Raw genomic sequence first — 19432 nt, forward strand, 5'->3', positions numbered from 1 at the left:
GTTAAAGAGCGTGCCTTTCGGCTAGGCGGCGTATATTACGCGCCTTTCGAACAATGTCAACGTCTTATTTCAACTTTCTTTTTAACTTAGTTAAGAAGAAGTTAACGCGCTTATTTTGTTCTCAAACTCGCTGGATAACTTGCGTTCCGTCCCGTGTCTGTGGGTGCGCATTATAGGGATTATGATCTCATTGGCAAGCGTTTTATTGTAATTAAATGGTTATTTTTATAATTAATTTAATTTCGTTTAAATAACCATCAAATAACACTTTTTTTGTTGAATTTTTACTCACACCAACGTTTACTAGTTTGGTGTTCAATCTTTAAATGGTCCATCACTCTAGCAACCATAAAGTCTTGTAACTCCAAGATCGTGGTTGGTTTATGATAAAAACCTGGAGCTAATGGCATTACTGTTGCGCCTAACTCAGATAATGTGAGCATATTTTTTAAGTGCAATGTAGAAAATGGTGCTTCTCTTGGCATGACAATCAACTGACCTCTTTCTTTAAATACAACATCTGCAGCTCTTTCAATAAGATTATTAGACAAACCTTGTGCAATAGACGCAAGCGTTCCACAGCTACATGGGCAAACAACCATTTTTTTAGGCGCTGAAGATCCTGATGCTACAGGTGAAAACCAATCTTTCGCTGTCAATGCAACAACCTGCCCTTCTTGACTGTTAAAACGGGAAACTAAAAATGTATTTAGCGCGTCAATATCACGAGGCCAGTCTTCATCCACTTCTGTTTTTAATACTATCTGTGCCGCTTCTGACAATAGTAAATATACTTTTACATTTGCATCCACCATTGTTTGTAGTAAACGTAAAAAGTACCCACTGCCAGATGCCCCCGTTACACCTAATGTAACGGTATCGTTATATTGCATGCTCATCTTATTTACTCTCTTTATAATCTATCTAATAATTTTTGATGAATATTGCCAAAGCCACCATTGCTCATCACTAAGATATGATCATTTGGTTTTGCTTGTTTCACCACTTCTTCAACCAATTTATCTATATCTGTTTCTATCTGTACGCGTTTACCCTGTTCATCAAATAACTCTTGCATTGACCACTGAATATTTTTGTCTTCGAAACAATATACGAGATCAGCCACATTGAGAGAATTTACCAAAGCTTCTTTATGGATACCTAACTTCATTGTATTGGAGCGCGGCTCCAACACAGCGATAATATTTGCATCACCAACTTTTGCACGTAATCCAGCTAACGTTGTTTTAATTGCTGTTGGGTGATGAGCAAAATCATCATAAACAGTAATGTTATTGACTGTTCCTTTTACTTCCATACGACGCTTAATACTTTTAAATTCAGCTAAAGCAGCAATTGATACTTCAGGTGTGACTCCTACATGTCGAGCAGCAGCAATCGCAGCTAGAGCGTTATCAATATTATGGTCGCCCATTAGCTCCCAGTTAACTATCCCTTGGTCTTGTTGGTCTAGTTGCACTTGAAACTGTGTGCCATCTTCTTTTACTTTAACGGCAGACCAGTTTTTACCTAGGTACTCCACTTCACTCCAACAGCCCATATGTTTCACTGACATTAATGCTTCGTCTTTGTTAGGGATAAATACACGTCCAGTACTCGGTATACTACGCATCAAGTGATGAAATTGTTTTTTAATCGCATTTAAATCTTCAAAAATATCTGCATGGTCGAACTCTAAGTTATTTAAGACTAAGGTTCTTGGGCGGTAATGAACAAACTTAGAACGCTTGTCAAAGAAGGCACTATCATATTCATCAGCTTCAATCACAAAGAAAGGGGTTTCGCCTAAACGCGCAGACAGCCCGAAATTTTCCGGCACTCCACCAATCAAAAAGCCAGGTTGCATGTTGGCGTATTCTAAGATCCATGCCAACATGCTAGATGTTGACGTTTTACCATGCGTACCAGCGACTGCTAATACCCAACGGTCTTTTAATACATGCTCTAATAACCATTGTGGGCCAGAGGTATAGGGAACTTGTTTATCTAATACCGCTTCTACACATGGATTACCACGACTCATGGCATTACCAATCACCACTAAGTCTGGTTTATTATTTAATTGGCTTGGATCAAAGCCCTGAATTAATTCGATACCCTGCTCTTCAAGTTGAGTACTCATTGGCGGATAAACATTTTTATCAGAGCCAGTTACTTTGTAACCTAATGATTTAGCTAAGATAGCAACGCCACCCATGAATGTGCCGCAAATGCCAAGTATATGAATATGCATGAAACCTCGATGTGCCGAATAAAATATAAATGAAAAAAGATGTTAACAACATATGCAACAAAAAATAAGAGGGGGTAATAACAAATAGTAGGAATTAAACGCACATTAACTTTATCTTAGATAATAAAAAAGGCGAACTCCTTTAGGAATTCGCCTCATCCGTAAAACAATAACTAATAAACTAACTTAGTTTACTAGTTATTGTTTACTCAGCTTCAAATGCAGCTTGTAAGAATGGAATAATTTGCTTCTTACGGCTTACTACGCCAGGTAAATCAAATGTATGATCTACAACAGTACTGTTCAATGCCTTAGCAACTTTATCTTCATCTTCTGAGATTATGATTGCTACGGTATCAAGTTTATTGATATCTGTTAATAAAACGATGGTTGAGTGATAACCTTTTTCTGCTTGCAGAACGCCCATCTCAGCTAACATGTCTGATTTTTTAGATAATGCTGTATCTAAAGAAGTTAATTCAAGTTGGCCAATTGCTAATTTATCACCCGCCATTTCAAATACTTTTTGGTCACGTAGGATTAATTCAGCAGCAGGTACTGATGCAATATCAGATTTAGCTTCAAACTGTGCAGCAGCAAATGCTTCAATGTCATCAACACCAGCAATTTCGGCTAATTCATTCGCAGCAACTTTATCGATATCAGTCGTTGTTGGACCTTGGAAGTTAACCGTATCAGAGATAATTGCACCCATCATCATTTTAGCGACTGGCGCGTCCGGTACTTGGTTATTAAATTTATACATGTTGTATACGATAGTTGCACTACAACCTACAGGCCAAATCCAACACTCTAACGGAGTAGAAGTTGTAATATCACCTAGTTTATGGTGATCAACAATACCTAGAATCGTTGCTTTCTTCATGTCTTCAGTACCTTGACCCCAGTCAGAGTAATCAACAATAAAGATCTCTTCACCCGCTACTTCAGTGCGAATTTCTGGTTGTGGCAAACCTGATTGCTCTAATAAGAATAACGCCTCTGGATTTGGCTCACCTTGTAGAGCAGGTGTTGCTTTTTTACCCATTTTATTAAATAAGCTTGCAAGGCCAATAGCACTACAAAGGCTATCACAGTCTGGGTTTTGGTGTCCTAATACGATCATCGTTTTTTCCACATATGTTAGTAAATTAATTTGGGGGGCAGAATACCTGATTCTGTCATTTTTATTAAGTCTAAACAGCCATCTTAATAGAAGATAATAAGCATCTATTAACGACTATACTTACTTTTACTTTGGCTTTAATTATCTAGTCATCTGTTGCTTATTATATAAGTACCAGTTTGCACATCAAGTACTGCTTAATAAATTCGCTAACAAATGATAGCAATTACCCTCCCACTATCGCCCTTTTATAAGCTGAAAATTTAGGTTTACTGACTAATTTTATATAAAGTTTCAAGGGTAACTGGTTTATGTCGATATATTCTAGCGATTTGTGCCAATAATAATTCGGCTGTGGCTAAGGAATCCACCAAGGCATTATGAGCGTTATATTGTGGAAGCTGGTAACGTTTTCTTACAGCGGTTAACGATTATCTTGAGATAAAGTGTTGCTATCCATTTTATTTGCTAACCATATCGCAGCTATAGTTGCTTAGTCGTTATGTGCTTCAGTGTTGAACCTGGCTCTCATTAAAAGTGGGAATGTCGCCATCTTTAGGCTGTTCTAATACTTTATTAGATAAAACCAATGTAGATGGGTCTGCTCCATTAGACGAATTTGCCGCTCCTCCGGTGACACAAAGAGCATAATTATAGCGACGAACTGTATCACCCTGTGGTCCATGCCCAAATTCAAAGACATTCTCATCGCTTGCAACTTTAGGATCGCTACGTTGTGCACCAGCACCATGTACATCAATCCATTCTTCGGCTCTTCTGTCATAACCCATGGCACGGCCAAAAGAAATATAAGTTGCAGCTGCGACATCATGCGGATAACTGATTAGCGTTGTGCTACTCCAGTATTGTCCATAATCTTTTTGTCCGGCTTCATTAGTGATTGGGGTCAAGTTGAATAGTGGATCAATCGTCGCACTGTTTGTCGTGTCTGGGGAACGACTGTAATCAACTAGAGTGTGAAGTTCCTTTATGTTTGGTAAGCGCCATTTATCTGTACTACCAACTGAAAGTGCTTCACAATAGTTAAGTGCATCACCAAAACCAAGTGCTTTCCCGTTATCATTTTGTGTCCATGTTAAACCAGTAGCTTTATCAGTAATGGTTTTATCACCGTTTTCAACATACTTGTTAGTACCGTATTCTGTGTTACCACGTACAAATTGTGCAAAGTAACCACCAGCCGGACTATCATCGAGTCCGTAACATTTAATGCGACCATCAGAAAAGTTAAAACCAAAGAAACAACTCATATCACCATAAACGTGTGAAACATAAACACTACTAGTTAACCATTGTGAATCGATCACACGTTGACCACCATTTTTATCTCCATAAAGGAAAGTAAAGTAATCGTCATCAATCAATGGCCATAATCCCTCAACATCGCTGCTATTAGCCATACTTGCATCAACACCGCTGAATTGTGCTAATGAATAAAGCTCTTTAATCGTCGGTAACCGCCAATCGTCGTAACCGGCGAAGCTGTAGGTTTTTAATTTTTCTACCGTTTCGCTGTAGTATACTTTTTCACCAGCATCTTTGATCCACATTAGGCCAGTATTAAGGTCAGTGACCGTGCCATCGCCATTATCTTGATAAGCAGCTTGTAAGCCATCATATTGTGCATCTTGTCCTTGAAATTTTTTGCCACACTCAATCGCTTTTGTATCAGAAAAACACCATTTTTGATCAGTATCAACTACCGGATAAGATAAGTCATTTGCTGTTGTTAAGATTGATGGTTCTGAATTATTCTTTGTTACCGTTTTTGACTTATCAGCGTCAACTGATGCTCCATCACACCCAGCTAACAAACCTATTAGGCTCGTCGATAAAATACTGGTTATTAATATTTTTTTAACTATTTCCATGCTTAACTCCATTAGATAATTATTTATTCTACATACTTTAGATTAGATCAATTTTATCAACACGATTGTGATTTTTTTTGAAATCGAGACTTAAATACTTATATAAATAATCAAAACAATATTACGAATACAAGTGATTGATATCGAATTAGCATTAAAATATCAAACACACAGTTAATAAGTGGTTAAGAATACTTTTTATTAGCATGAAACAGGTGCTCAACGTCGTACTCCTAAAGCAGGCATAACAGCTGAACAGATATGCAATCAGAAAATGTAACTGACGTAGCGGGAACCAAGATTTAAGCCTTATCGCTTCGCACAGTTAAATAAATAGCAAATAATAGCCTAGTTTATTGTTAAAACCTGCTTACAATTGTAGAGATAATATAAGCTAAACTCACTTCAAAATAGTACCAAGCCATAAAACTCACTCCAATGCCATTTATTACTACATTTGCCAGTAAGTGAAATGAATGGCTTGTAGCTGCTATATTAAAACTACTTTTTAGGCTTAAAATTTCTGAGTATAAACGAGTATGTACTGATAAGTTTATATCTCGAAAGCAGAGCAGCCTTTAGATCAATTAATTAGTGTGATTTGTAAGACTACAAATCCGTGGCTAGATTTACTTGACCACTACATAACAGTATTAATTAACTGGCCATTTGTAATAAAGTAAGTCAAGATATTTATATTTCAGGGTTTCATCTTCGATATTTCATAAGAATGCAATACCAATGCTTTCTTCTAGATCCATTTATATCTGATTTTGTTACGCGATAGTCCTTTAAATAAAAGCTGTTAAAAGAAACCAGTGATGAAGTTTTTAGCCTTTACTTTGTTACTCTGTATTTTTGTTGTTAATAGCTATTGTTGGAAATGTGTTTGTTTTACGTTGTTCTGGAATGAACTTTTTGGAGGAAAAAACCAACATCTGTAATCCCCACTAAAACAATCAATTCAGCGGGGAAATATTTCAATTATTGTTCTTTATAAAATAATAATATTTTATCAGTGGCGAGATAAAGAAAAGGGCAACAAAAAAACCAATGTTACCGTATAAGAGAATCTCATTCGTAGTATATCCTCCAGCCGAAAATTCAAAATAAAATACGATTATAGTATTAACTACTTGAATAAAAATTATTGCTCCCCAAAAAAAATGATTTAAAATATATTTTTTCAAAATCAAACCTAGACAAGCAAAAATAGTGATGAAGTCTAAAATAAAAGCGAATAAAGAAACTATTAACGGATGCGTTGGCTATAACATATCTGGTTCTGTAAAAGCTAAATAAAAATCCCACATACTAGAAGATACTAATAAAATTAACATTACTTTCCAAAAAACACCTTCTTTCATATTGTTAACTCCATATCAATGCCAAAAACCATATAGAATTTTATCTGGATCACTCGGAAGCAATAACCAACCGTCTAGAAGAGTTACATATTTTCTAATAAAGCTTCTTCTTTTAGCTCCTGTAGAAGCCAATTCAGCTAACATTTCTAATAAACCTTGCACTTATTTAGAATTTCTACCGTATTCATTAACTGCAAGCCTGAGTGTAGGTAAAATCGTATTGTAAGCCTCGTTTGCTTGTTTTGGGTCACCAAAAAATGTCAAATATACAAAATGAGTAACAAAAGCAATTCGTCCAATTATACCGGTCATGGATAACATATTAATTTTAACTTCTTTTTCTACTACAGATAGTGATGTTCATAATATCCGTTATTGCTATTAGCAATTTACTGACTTTAAATTTTTATTTGAGTGAATTTAATTGCAATTATAAAGATAGTCTTTTGTAAATAAACTGTAGATATTAGAGGTGAATCAAGATGAATTCACTGACTAACACCTATAAATTTAAATTAATTTTTAACCACTTAACTTTATAGAAATATTGATTTCTACAATTCTGTTTGCATCCTTTACGCCATACGAACCAATGAGAGGTACAGTGATTTTGGCTACTGATTTAGAGTAATACAGTAGACTTTTGTCTCCTAATGATTAGGAACTAAACAGAAAAATTAAACAACTTATCAGAATATCGATTAATTATGTCAATGTATAGTTGTAGCGACAGCAACAACAAATATCTATATGGAATAGCTTCCTAGGTTAAGCACCAATAGCTTTTTTGACGTATACGTCAAATCTGTTTTTCTTTGTTTTAATGCTCATGGAAGGCTTTTTATCGTTTAGGAATGGCGCGTAATCGGGGCGCTTTACTACCACTCTATATTTAGCCGCATTTAATGCGACGTCCAATAAATCATCTGCATCGAGGTCTGCGCCGACAACGCCTTGGAATACGCGCATCTCTTTTTTTACGAGAGCAGATTTCTTTTTATGTGGGAACATGGGATCTAAATAAACCACGTCTGCTTGATGTTGTTGTAAATAATCGTAACCACTAGCATGCGTTAGACGCATACGTTGTTGCATCCAATCACCAATCTCTGCGTCTAAATAAGCACGCTCAAGACCATCTGCTAATAATGCAGCAGCAACAGGAGAACGTTCAACCATATCTACATTACAGCCTAGAGAGGCTAATACAAAAGCATCTCGGCCTAAACCTGCTGTTGCATCTATTACATGTAATTGAACGCCAGCTTTCATTCCAACCGCTTTAGCGATTGACTGCCCTTTGCCACCACCAAATTTTCGACGATGAGCTACAGCCCCCGAAGCGAAATCAACAAAAACTAGCCCTTGTTGTTTATCATCTAATTGCTCTAAAGCTAAATACTCTGGTAACAAGCGTAACTGAAATTGCTTACTTTTTTGTGCAACAAAGCCCCATTTTTCACGTAAGTTCTTTGCTTTAGGTGCTAAGATATTTTCATTACAAATTAATGCGATATCCATTACATATCATCCTCGGTTAATGAAGTAGATAATAATGCCATCATATCGATCGGCATGGGTTTCCCTAAATGATACCCTTGCGCAAAATCGACACCAATTTCATTTAACTTTTCAATTATCGCTTCGTCTTCTACATATTCTGCAATGGTTTTTTTACCAAACAGGTGGCTTAATTCATGAATTGTTTTCACGATTCCAAAGTCTTGCTCGTCAGTGGCCATGTCTTTAACAAAGACACCGTCAATTTTTAAGTAATCAACATTAAGGCGTTTTAAATAACCGAATGAGGATAATCCAGTCCCAAAGTCATCTAAGGCTAATTGGCAACCGAGTTGTTTTAGAGAGTTAATCAATTTAGAGGCATTACTGAAGTTGCCAATGGCCACTGTTTCAGTGATCTCAAAGCACAGCTTCTCTAAAGGTAAAGACGAATGCATCAGTAGCTCTACTAAATCATCAATAAATTGTGGATCGCCTAAAGATTGCCCTGATAAATTAATAGAACACATATTTAGCTGTAAAATATGCTCTGGATGATTTTTCAGCCAGTTTAATGTTTTGGTAATAATGATCATGTCTATCTTGTCAGCTAGGTTGTAGCTTTCAGCGATAGGGATAAACTTAGCAGGAGGTGCAAGCTCACCGTTTTCATCAATCATACGGGTTAAGATTTCATAATGCAGATAGTTTTCATCACCATTCACAGGTTTAATTACTTGTGCATATAAGCAAAAACGCGTTTCATCACGTAAAGCATCCTGTACTTTATTGACCCACACTACTTCTTCACGGCGGAGCTCTTCCTGAATATCTTCTTCGTAAATATGAATTCGATTACGGCCCGACTGTTTAGCAGTATAACAAGCGCTATCAACACAATTTAATGCATGAACACCATCGCGATAAAAGTGTGATAATTCAGTTAAACCAATACTAATACCTAAAGAGAAGTGATGCCCTTCCCATAAGAAGTAATGTTTAGCAATGCCTGAAATAATGCTTTCAGCTGTTTTTTGAGCCTCTCCAAGTCCAGTATTAGGTAGGATAATAGCAAACTCATCTCCTCCTAATCTTGCCACCATTGCTCTAGCTGGTACGCTTTCAGTCAAGATAGTGGATATTTGGCGTAACACTTCATCGCCAGCATGGTGACCACAGGTATCATTGATAATTTTAAACTTATCCATATCAAGATACATTAAACAGCATGGTGTGTGTTGCTGTTTTACTTCATCTAAATTTTTATCTAACTGGCTTTCAAAAAACAATCTATTTTTTAGTCCTGTTAAGTAATCATGAGACGCTCGGTAATTTAACTCTTTGGATAGTTCATAACGCTCGGTAATATTTTCACAAACTAAAAAGTATTGGTCATGCCCTTCTATTTTACGCACTCGTTCATTAATCCATACTTTTCTGCCATTTTTAGTCAGATAAGATATTTCTCGGGTACGCAACATATCTTCTTGATCGGCACACTCTGCTAAGTAATTTTTTAAATCATCAATATTAATTAATTGTGAATAAAGGGTAACTAAGTTACGCCCTACTAACTCGCCGTCACCATAACCCAATAAGTTACAGCCAAATTTATTACATGAGAGGATTAATCCCTGAACATTTAGCATGAGTAACATTGAAGGGCTTTCATCCAAGAGGAGATTGGAACGCTTATTCGCTTTTTGTATCTCTTCTTCAACCGCTTTAATGGAACTTATATCCCTTGCTTCAACAATGATAGAGGTAATTTCATGGCGAGGATTGTTAACGCTTCGTTCACTTTTAACCGGCTGTATAAAAACATCAAAAGCATTACTTTGATGGTTTTTATCGATTAAACGGCATTCAAAACGCGCTGTTTTACCTACCCTAGCTTGCCCCATTGCAGATTTTAATTTCTTCTTACTGGCTGCATCATCTTGCCACCATGGTGTTTCCCACAAAATCTCTCCATTGATATCACTTTCATCCATATTAATGAAATCTAATGCAGTTTGATTTGCGATTTTTATTTCCCCCACTAGATCAAGAATGAAAATAAAATCATAGGACACATTAAAGATATTATTGACTCGCTCATGCTGTGCTTTAAGCGATGTTGTTGCGCTAAATAAGCTTCTATATTTACGCCAAACCCAAATGGTTATTAAACTTAAAAGAAATAAAATGGCAGATAAAATAATAATGCCAAAGTCAGTTTCATCACGCTGCACAGGCTCGTTGATAATCTCATAACCACTTGGTAAATCATTACCTTTGAGGCCCCACCTTAATAGTTCGGCGTACTGTATTAGGTGTTTATTACTTAACCTGACTTCTGTCGGTAGGTCTTCTACTGCAACACCTTGTAATAAGGTCAACACCTTATCTGCAGCTGCTTCTCCTTGTGAAAAACCACTGGTTACAACGCCACCTAGAACGCCTTCCATTAAGTCATGTTGATGAATAACAAATAGAGGGATTCTAGCAATAGCGGTAAGAGACTTAAGTACTTCGGTACGCTTCAAACTTAAGCCATTCTTATCTTTTGAAAAGTCGCTAAAAACGACTAAAGAATTACTTGGTGATTGGCTAATCACTTTATTTAAAGAAGTTTGCGTTTCATTATTTAAAATGAAAATACTTTGTTGGTTATATGCCGATAATTGCTCACGCTCATCTTGGTTTAACTGGCTACTCTCTGCACTACCAGTAACGATATAAACATCAATAGTATCTGGAAATAAGGTTAAGCCCAGAGCGACAGTTTCAGCTATATTTTCAGGCTCTATTACTGCTGATATCTCATGAGTAAATTCTGTTAAGTGATGTTGCTTTAATTTCGTACCAGTAAAAATAACGGGTATGTTAACAAATAACCTTTGTCCGTATTGTCTAACCAATTTTAGTGCATTTTCACCACTAACAATGACTGCATCAAAACTTTTGATATCAAATTTTCTTGATAAGAAATCTACTTGACGTATTAAAGCCTGATCAGACATCAGTTGGTTGCTGTCTAAATAGGAAACATATAAAGAAACGTTACTATCGGTAAATTTTTGCTCTATCCCTTTTTGTATTTCACGAGTTTCTAAGTCACCTTGATACTCAGAATGAAGCACTAAAACATCAGCTGAAAGAACCTGGAAAGAAACAAAAAATGACAACAATATATAGCATTTAACTATACTTTTGCGGAGAGCAAACTTTAAAAACGTAGACAAGGTAATTTCCATATAAAGAACAAATGCTAATCGAGCTATCATATACTTTATTCAAAACAAAAAAAAGCCAGTCAATAGACTGGCTTTCGCTTCTCTAAAGGCAATAAGACTTATAGAGGAGTAATGATGTACAACAAGTCACCACTTGATACTTGTTGCCCATTTGTATTGATAATACGCTCAATACGGAACTTAGTATTTGCATCATATAACACAGCATCTTTACGGTTAAAGCTGCCTAACGTTACTGGTGAGAACATCTTCATTGCTTCCATTAAACCTAACGTTTGTTCAATACCAACAATATCACCTTCTAGTACAAAGTCAGGTTCAGCTGGAGATGAAGCACGGTAGAATATACCAGCACTCTGTGCAATTACTTTCAGCTCGTTACTACCATCAACTTGAATTGACTCAGCAGCACCTTCAAGACCCGATGCAGCAGACGCTTCCATCTCATCAATCATTACTTGTTGATCAAGTTTAGCCATAAACTTAGGTAAATAAGTCGTATCGTAGTTACCGTTTAAGAAAGTTTCATCTTTCAAGATACGTTGTAGTAATGGAATGTTTGTTGCAATCCCTTTAATACTTACATTATCTAAGAAAGCTAATAGTTTCTGAACGGTGTCATTACGATCTTTACCATGACAAATAAACTGTGCCACTAAGCTATCGTAGTAAGGAGATACTTCTTTACCCGTCGCAATCATAGACATTACTTCAACGTCATCTTGCTCAGGAATGATGCATTCAATCACTTTACCTGGGTGTGGTAGTAACTGCATAACGCCGTCAGAATCAATACCCGCTTTCTCAGCCGTTACACGCACTTCAATTGCATAGCCTTCTTTCTTAGGTGTTAACTCAGAAATATCAGCACCTGATGCAATATCATATTGTGCTTTAACGATATCAATACAAGAAGTTGCTTCAGTTACTGGATGCTCTACTTGTAGACGAGTATTCATTTCCATGAAGTAGATATCATCAGCATCTAGGTCGTAAATGAACTCAACCGTACCTGCGCCCATGTAATCAACTGCATCAGCTAAAGCAGCAGTATGTTTCAGTGCTTCTTGCTCTAGTTTCTCAGGCAGCATAGTTGATGCTGATTCTTCAACCACTTTTTGGTTGTTACGTTGTACAGAACAGTCACGAATACCTAATACTTTGGTATTACCGAATTTATCACGTAATAACTGAACTTCGATGTGACGAAGAGAAGTAATGTATTTCTCTAGGTATAAATCACCGTTACCAAATGCACTACGTGCTTCAGCAGATACTTGGTTAAAGCCAGCGAACATATCTTCAGCTTTATTGATAACTAAGATACCTTTACCGCCACCACCATTCACTGCTTTAAGCAGTACTGGGTAACCCATTTCGTTTGCAATATCTAACGCTTGCTCTGCACCACTTAAAATACCGTGAGAACCAGGTACTACTGGTACGCCATTCGCTTGAGCAGTTTTAATCGCATTAGATTTGTTACCCATAGTTAACATACTGTTCATGCTTGGGCCAACGAAGTTAACGTTGTGGCTAATACATAAATCAGCAAATTGTGGGCTTTCAGATAAGAAACCGATACCAGGGTGTAATGCATCTACTTGCTCGTATTCAGCAACTTTTAATACTGAACTTGCATTCAAGTAACTTTCATCAGATGTGTTACCACCTAGACAAACCAGCTTATCGCCTTCACCTAGCATATCTGCAGGTACAGATGTCATATCTGGGTCAGAAGCTACTAAAACGACATTAATGTTATTTTGTTTAGCAATACGGATTAATTTAACCGCAGTACAACCACGTGCATGTATCAATACTTTCTTAACAGGATGCATTAATTGACGAGGGTCTGACTTAGTAAAGTTATCTTCTTCAGCTAGGTTACAAACAGGAACAAAACCAGATAGTGCACGTTGAATTGTTTCTTCAACGGTTGCAACAGGCATTGGCATGTTTTCATCAATTTCACGTAATTTAGCATTTAAATCGTCAGAGAACGGATTGATAACTAAACCATCCATTGCACCTGGTACACGAGATAGATAGTTAGATAACGTTGACGTAGACGGTAAGTAAGCAGGTACAACCATTTGACCAGCAAACGGCATGTTTGTACCAGATAAGTAGTAAGTTTGTGCCATTGGATGCGTTACAAAACTTGCTTGAGCACCACCAGTACAGTCACCATAACCAAACATAACAACAGGTAAGTCATTGTCACGGATGAAACGAGTAATACGGTCATTCACTACGGACATAGAGAATAGTGCAGCAGCACCTTCTTTAGTTTGCATACCGCCAGAACTGATGAACGCAATAACTGGTAAATGTTGTTTTGCACATTCAACTAATAACGCACAGAATTTCTCAGCACTTGCCATATCAAAAGCACCAGCCTGGAAAGACAGGTTAGATACAGCAACACCAACACGTTGAACTTCACCACTTTGTAAAGTGAAGTCACCAGTACCAGTGATTAAACCGCAAGGTTTGATATTTTTATCTAATGCATCTTCAACTGATAAACGGAAACCAGGGAATTCTAGTAAGTTAGCCGTCATCAAGTCTGCACGAGACTCTTTAAAGTTAGCAAAGAATTTTTCAATGATAGCTTGATGTGAATTGTTCTTTTTATTTTTCTCAGAACGTATTACAGCTTGAATCAATAGATCTTGGTAACCCATTGTTAAACGGTTCCAAAAGTCTTTACGACGACCGATTCTTACTGGGTTAATCGCACCATTGTATGAGCTTTCATCTTCACGGCTGTTGTAATATTCAGGCAACAGCTTTTCGAATAAGTAAGTCAGGATTACAAATAAACTAGAGTTCATTTGTGGTGCACCGATACTCTTCCATTCTTCAACTTTCGCTAGGATTTCACCACGCTCAGATTGTTCAGTGAAGTATTGTAACCATGCATTGAAAGTTACTTTCAATTGTTCGTAATCATCATCACTTACTTTGCTTAATGCTGCTTTTAATGAGCTACGAACTAAAGAAGATACTGATTCACGAGATAGCTCTTTTGTAGCCATCGCTTCTTTAGCGATAGAAGCTAAGTTACCCATTGTATTATCGTATAACGCGTTAAACACCAACATATGACGACAATGTAAGATAAAGCTTTCACGTGTTTCAACATGAGAAACTGCATCAATGATGTTTAAGTCAGCAAGTTCAGGCCATGATTCCGTTAACGGTAATTTTTCTTCATTCTCTAAATGTTTAATCAGCGAGTGGAAGTTATTCTCAGCACTGGTTTTCCAACGGTTGTATAGAGACCACGTTAGGTTAATCATTAACGTACTACGTGCATTATCGTAGTTAGCTTTTGGCTCACCTAAGATAAGCTTAGTTAACACATTACGCTCAACGCCTTTATCTTCACGTTTTTGTAAGAACGTTTTCCAGTTCTTGTTTAGCGTATCATCGTAAATTAGTTTATCTGGGTTCTCTAACCAGTTTAAGAAGATTTGTTGACGATCAGCTTCGATACGTGCTTTTAAATCACCTTCTGGCACAGTCAGTTTTGATAAACGACCGTATTCATTTTTTCGAATCGCTTTGATACGAGAACGTAGCGTCAAATAACGCATGTAACGGTAAGTTGTACCAAATGCATTATTGTGTGATGTTGGGTTTTTAGCTAATAAACGCGCTTCTGTTGCACTTTCAATCGCAGCAAGTTTACTTGATGGCTCAAGGTAACGAGATAAACTACGGTTGTAGTGCTCTAGTAACTCAGGGTACTCACGTACAAAATCAACTGATTTAGCTTCAATAGATAAGATACCTGACACAATTGCTTTTTGCAGGTTATGTTGGCGCTCATCTTGATCTACTGGAGAGTAATCAACAATACCGTCGATACAACCCATAGTAAGCAGCTCTTCAGGAGAAACACCTACCGATTGAGCACACTCCTGCCATGATAGGTTGTACTTACGCGCAATGCTTTGTAAACCTTTAGGTTGAATTGTATTAAAGATACCATCACGAACAGACAGTAAAATGTTAGCTGTTGCTAATGGGATTGCACCACCAGAATAACCAACACCTACAACGATACCGATAGTAGGAACATCAACGTTCGCACTTTCAGTGATCATTTGTGAAATAGTATGCGCTTGGTTTTGGCTATTCGCTTCTTCACCAGCATCAGCCCCAGGAGTATCAATTAAGTACACAATAGGTAATGATAGGTCAGCAAACTTACGAATTGCTTTACTTGCCGCAAGGTGGTGCTCAGGCATCCACGCGCCATTGTTTGAGCTACGCTCTTGTGCAATAAAACCAACACGACGGCTGTATCCACCGAAATCTAATTCCATTTCTGCAGAATAAAACGCACCATTAACTTGCTCAGTAATAATCTTACCGTTGAAGCCTTCTACAATGCTTTTAGCACCTGGACGTTTATTACTTTCAGCCGGTGTGACTGTTCGTGCAATATAAGCATCTACATCTAGCTTTTTAATTGTTGCTAGATTGGATTTAATTCGCTTACTTTCAATAAGACCTTCTACACCATCTGTTTTCGATGGTAATGAATTGTCTGGAAATAAAGAAAAATCTTTTGCGATATGCTCAGCATGAATAAATAGCGGATCTGCAATGTTATTCACTTCAAACTGAGAAGATGAAGGTTTTCCTGTCATATAATTACCCTTGCAAGAAAGTGATGGAAAAAATAAATGCCGTAATTTACAACTTATTAGCAGATGATTCCAGTATTCAGCTCTATTCAATATGAATCATTTGTTAATAAATTGTATATTCTTTGGCTTGGGGCCAATAATAGCCCAAATATATAACTATTCTGATCTATTAAGATTAAAAAAACAACAAAATAGCAACAGTTACACTAAGTTGTGAAGTCAACCCAATGTATAAATAGTGTTTAACGGTTTGCTTTAAAAATTTAACGAGCCTTAGACTAAGTGCCGCTCGATAAGTTTAATATGCAAATAAAAATAGTTTAACAGCTTAATACAGCTCGTTATCGTAAATCGATCTCTACAATCTTTATTTAATACTTTTACTTAAATGATGTTTATTAAATAAGCAGTTTTTAAATATCATCGATAAATCATGACTTATTATGCCACAAAGCAAATGAAATTATGAATTTGATTAGCTCTCATAATCGCTATTACTTACTTTTAGAAACAAAAAAAGCACCCGAAGGTGCTTTTTAAAAACGGGGAGATTTATCTTATTTAGAAGATAAAGCGCCGAAACGTTTTTTGAACTTGTCGATACGACCGCCAGTATCAACAACACGTTGAGTACCAGTGTAGAACGGGTGACAAGATGAACAGATATCTAAAGTTAATTCTTCTTTACCAAGAGTAGAACCAACTTTGATTACGTTACCACATGAACAAGTTGCAGTAACTAATTTGTATTCTGGATGAATTTCGTTTTTCATAAGGAAAACCTCTATATAGGCCGTGTCGCTGCTCAGCTTGAATGAATTATTTCATTCAACAAAGTACCACACGTATTTTAATAAGTTGCGGAGTATATAGTAAGAAATATTGAAAGTACAACTTAAAAACGCCGTAAATCGATCGATTTTTAAACTATTTTTCTATCTATGTACGAAATAGCATAAAACCCCAAATAATAGACATAGTTTTTTATTCGGCGATGCCTAATAGTCATCTTTTATAAATAATTAGATTTCCTAAAGAGTAATAAAGCACCCTACAATTAAACAGGTTACAATAGCTACTTTATTCACTCTATCTATATGTGTAACTCTTTTTATGGCTAAAGAATTAATCTGTCGAGTAGCGCTTGCTGTTCCATTGCATAAACAATTTGATTACCTTTTACCAGCGCACCTAATATCAGAAAATCAACACTCTTTAATTGGAAGACGTGTCATAGTGCCTTTTGGTGGAGGTTACCGCAAACAAGTAGGAGTAATAACAGGCTTACCGGAAACATCGGATTATGCGATAGATAAATTAAAAGCAATAAATGATCTCCTCGACCACCAGCCATTATTAAGTGATTCGCTTTATCAATTATTAAATTGGGCAAGTGTCTATTATCAACACCCTTTTGGCGATGTATTCCAGCAAGCTATTCCCACTTTATTACGAAAAGGCAAGCCAGCTACTTTCAACAGTAAAGAATATTGGCAATGCATTGATAAACAAATGGATACTGCGCCTTTAAGCAGAGCGAAAAAACAACTAGCAGCATTCGATTTATTAGTTAAACAAGATTTACCATACGAAACGCTAAAACAACGAGGTGTTAGCCGTACCACACTTAATAGCCTACAAGAAAAACATTACATTCGTAGTTATCAACAATTACCAAGTACCAACCTAACTTGGGCAGAAACAACGCAAACTATAGAAGAAACACCACAACTTAGCACCGAACAAGCATTAGCAGTCACCAGCGTGACACAACAATTAAATCATTTTAAATGCTACCTGTTGGAAGGGATTACTGGCAGCGGTAAAACTGAAGTATATTTAAATATACTAAAAGCCGTATTAGCTGAGGGACAACAAGCATTAGTTGTTGTGCCTGAAATAGGCTTAACCCCGCAAACCATAAAACGCTTTCAAGCACGTTTTGATGTACCTATTTACTTAAAGCATTCAGCACTAAACGAACAACAACAGTTAGAAACATGGTTACATGCTCAACAAGGCTCTGCTGCAATTATTATTGGTACGCGCAGTGCTATTTTTAGTGACTTTAAAAACTTAGGTGTGATCATTTTAGATGAGGAGCATGATGCTTCCTTCAAGCAACAAGATAGTTTCCGCTACCACGCTAGAGATTTTGCCATTAAACGTGCTTCACAATTAAATATTCCAATTTTATTAGGTTCAGCAACACCCGCATTTGAATCATTAAATAATGCATTAATGGGGCGCTATCATCATCTTCAACTGACCCATCGCCCAGGGAATGCAAGACCACCTAAAAACGATTTGATTAATTTAGCTGGTTTGCCACTTAAATCAGGGCTATCCCCGCAGCTTATTACTTTAATGCAGCAACACTTAGCGAAAAACAATCAGGTGATTTTATTCCTTAATCGTAGAGGCTACGCTCCAGTATTAATGTGCCATGAGTGTGGTTGGTTAGCTAAATGTCAACGTTGTGATGCTTTTTACACTTATCATAAAAGTGCCAACTACCTACATTGCCATCACTGTACAGCCACGCATCCAGTGCCAGAGCAATGCCATGATTGTGGCTCAACTAACTTAAACTCTACAGGTGTTGGTACAGAGCAGCTTGAGGAGACATTACAACAACTTTTTCCAGATCACCCAACAGTAAGAATTGACCGCGATAACACCAGAAAGAAAGACAGTTTTAATAATTATTTAAATGACATTAATAGCGGTAAATATAAAATATTATTAGGCACACAAATGTTAGCAAAAGGTCATCACTTTCCGGATGTCACACTTGTCGCACTAGTCGATGTTGACGGAGCTTTATTTAGTAACGACTTCAGAGCCAGTGAACGTTTAGGGCAATTATTTACTCAAGTTGCCGGTCGAGCAGGACGAGCTGAAAAAAAAGGGCAAGTGGTTCTACAAACCTTTCATCCAGAGCATAATTTATTGCAAGAGCTAGTTAATAACGGTTATGCAGATTTTTCTCGTAGTGCTTTAACCGAAAGACGTTTGGCTCAACTTCCGCCCTTCTCTTACCAAGCTTTAATAAGAGCAGAAGCGTTAAATGCAACGCAAGCAGAAAACTTCCTCAAGCTATGTAAACAGACTTTGAATCAGATCGCCGATAACAATAAGGTCAGCGAACGCATTCTTATTTTAGGTCCGATACCGGCGTCCATGGAGCGACGAGCGGGTAAATACCGTTTCCAGCTGCTAATACAAAGCGAACAAAGAGTGTTAGTGACTAAAATGCTCAATACTGCATTAGCGCATTTTGATAAGATGCCTGAAGGAAGAAAGGTGCGTTGGTCGATTGATGTTGACCCTATCGATTTCATCTAGAAAAATCACCTGACCCAATGACTCAGGTGATCATCACTA

The 19432-nt window shown here is 37.0% G+C and carries 9 protein-coding genes; 1 reads left to right on the top strand and 8 read right to left on the bottom strand.

Annotated elements, in window-relative coordinates:
- Positions 1 to 284: 284 nt before the first annotated feature.
- The 8 genes from V5290_RS05510 to rpmE all read right to left on the bottom strand — a co-directional run bounded on the left by V5290_RS05510 (position 285) and on the right by rpmE (position 16818).
- Positions 285 to 899 carry a flavin prenyltransferase UbiX gene (locus V5290_RS05510; protein WP_333382683.1) on the bottom strand — a complete coding sequence of 205 codons (615 nt, stop codon included), beginning with the start codon at positions 897 to 899 and terminating at the stop codon, positions 285 to 287.
- Positions 900 to 913: 14 nt separating this feature from the next.
- A complete protein-coding gene (gene mpl / locus V5290_RS05515; protein ID WP_333382685.1) occupies positions 914 to 2254 on the bottom strand; it encodes a UDP-N-acetylmuramate:L-alanyl-gamma-D-glutamyl-meso-diaminopimelate ligase in 1341 nt (446 codons plus the stop codon).
- Positions 2255 to 2459: 205 nt separating this feature from the next.
- Entirely contained in the window at positions 2460 to 3380 is a 921-nt protein-coding gene (locus tag V5290_RS05520) for a manganese-dependent inorganic pyrophosphatase (RefSeq protein WP_333382687.1), read from the bottom strand.
- Positions 3381 to 3889: 509 nt separating this feature from the next.
- Positions 3890 to 5272 (bottom strand): DUF1566 domain-containing protein, encoded by a 1383-nt coding sequence (locus tag V5290_RS05525; RefSeq protein WP_333382689.1) that lies wholly within the window; start codon positions 5270 to 5272, stop codon positions 3890 to 3892.
- Positions 5273 to 7407: 2135 nt separating this feature from the next.
- Positions 7408 to 8160 (bottom strand): class I SAM-dependent methyltransferase, encoded by a 753-nt coding sequence (locus V5290_RS05530; RefSeq protein ID WP_333382691.1) that lies wholly within the window; start codon positions 8158 to 8160, stop codon positions 7408 to 7410.
- On the bottom strand, positions 8160 to 11309 hold the full coding sequence (locus V5290_RS05535) for an ABC transporter substrate binding protein (protein ID WP_333382693.1): 3150 nt from the start codon (positions 11307 to 11309) through the stop codon (positions 8160 to 8162). The genes V5290_RS05530 and V5290_RS05535 overlap by 1 nt, the downstream gene beginning before the upstream one ends.
- A gap of 167 nt (positions 11310 to 11476) precedes the next feature.
- Positions 11477 to 16045 (bottom strand): biotin carboxylase N-terminal domain-containing protein, encoded by a 4569-nt coding sequence (locus V5290_RS05540; RefSeq protein ID WP_333382695.1) that lies wholly within the window; start codon positions 16043 to 16045, stop codon positions 11477 to 11479.
- 557 nt (positions 16046 to 16602) lie between these two features.
- Positions 16603 to 16818, bottom strand: a complete 216-nt coding sequence (rpmE, locus tag V5290_RS05545) for a 50S ribosomal protein L31 (RefSeq protein ID WP_113818184.1) — start codon at positions 16816 to 16818, stop codon at positions 16603 to 16605.
- Between the two features lie 340 nt (positions 16819 to 17158).
- Between rpmE and priA the strand changes: the two genes are divergently transcribed.
- Entirely contained in the window at positions 17159 to 19393 is a 2235-nt protein-coding gene (gene priA, locus V5290_RS05550; RefSeq protein WP_333382699.1) for a primosomal protein N', read from the top strand.
- Positions 19394 to 19432 lie beyond the last annotated feature (39 nt).

Origin of the sequence: Psychromonas arctica (assembly GCF_036697365.1) — a bacterium.
Classification (GTDB): Bacteria; Pseudomonadota; Gammaproteobacteria; order Enterobacterales; family Psychromonadaceae; genus Psychromonas; species Psychromonas arctica_A.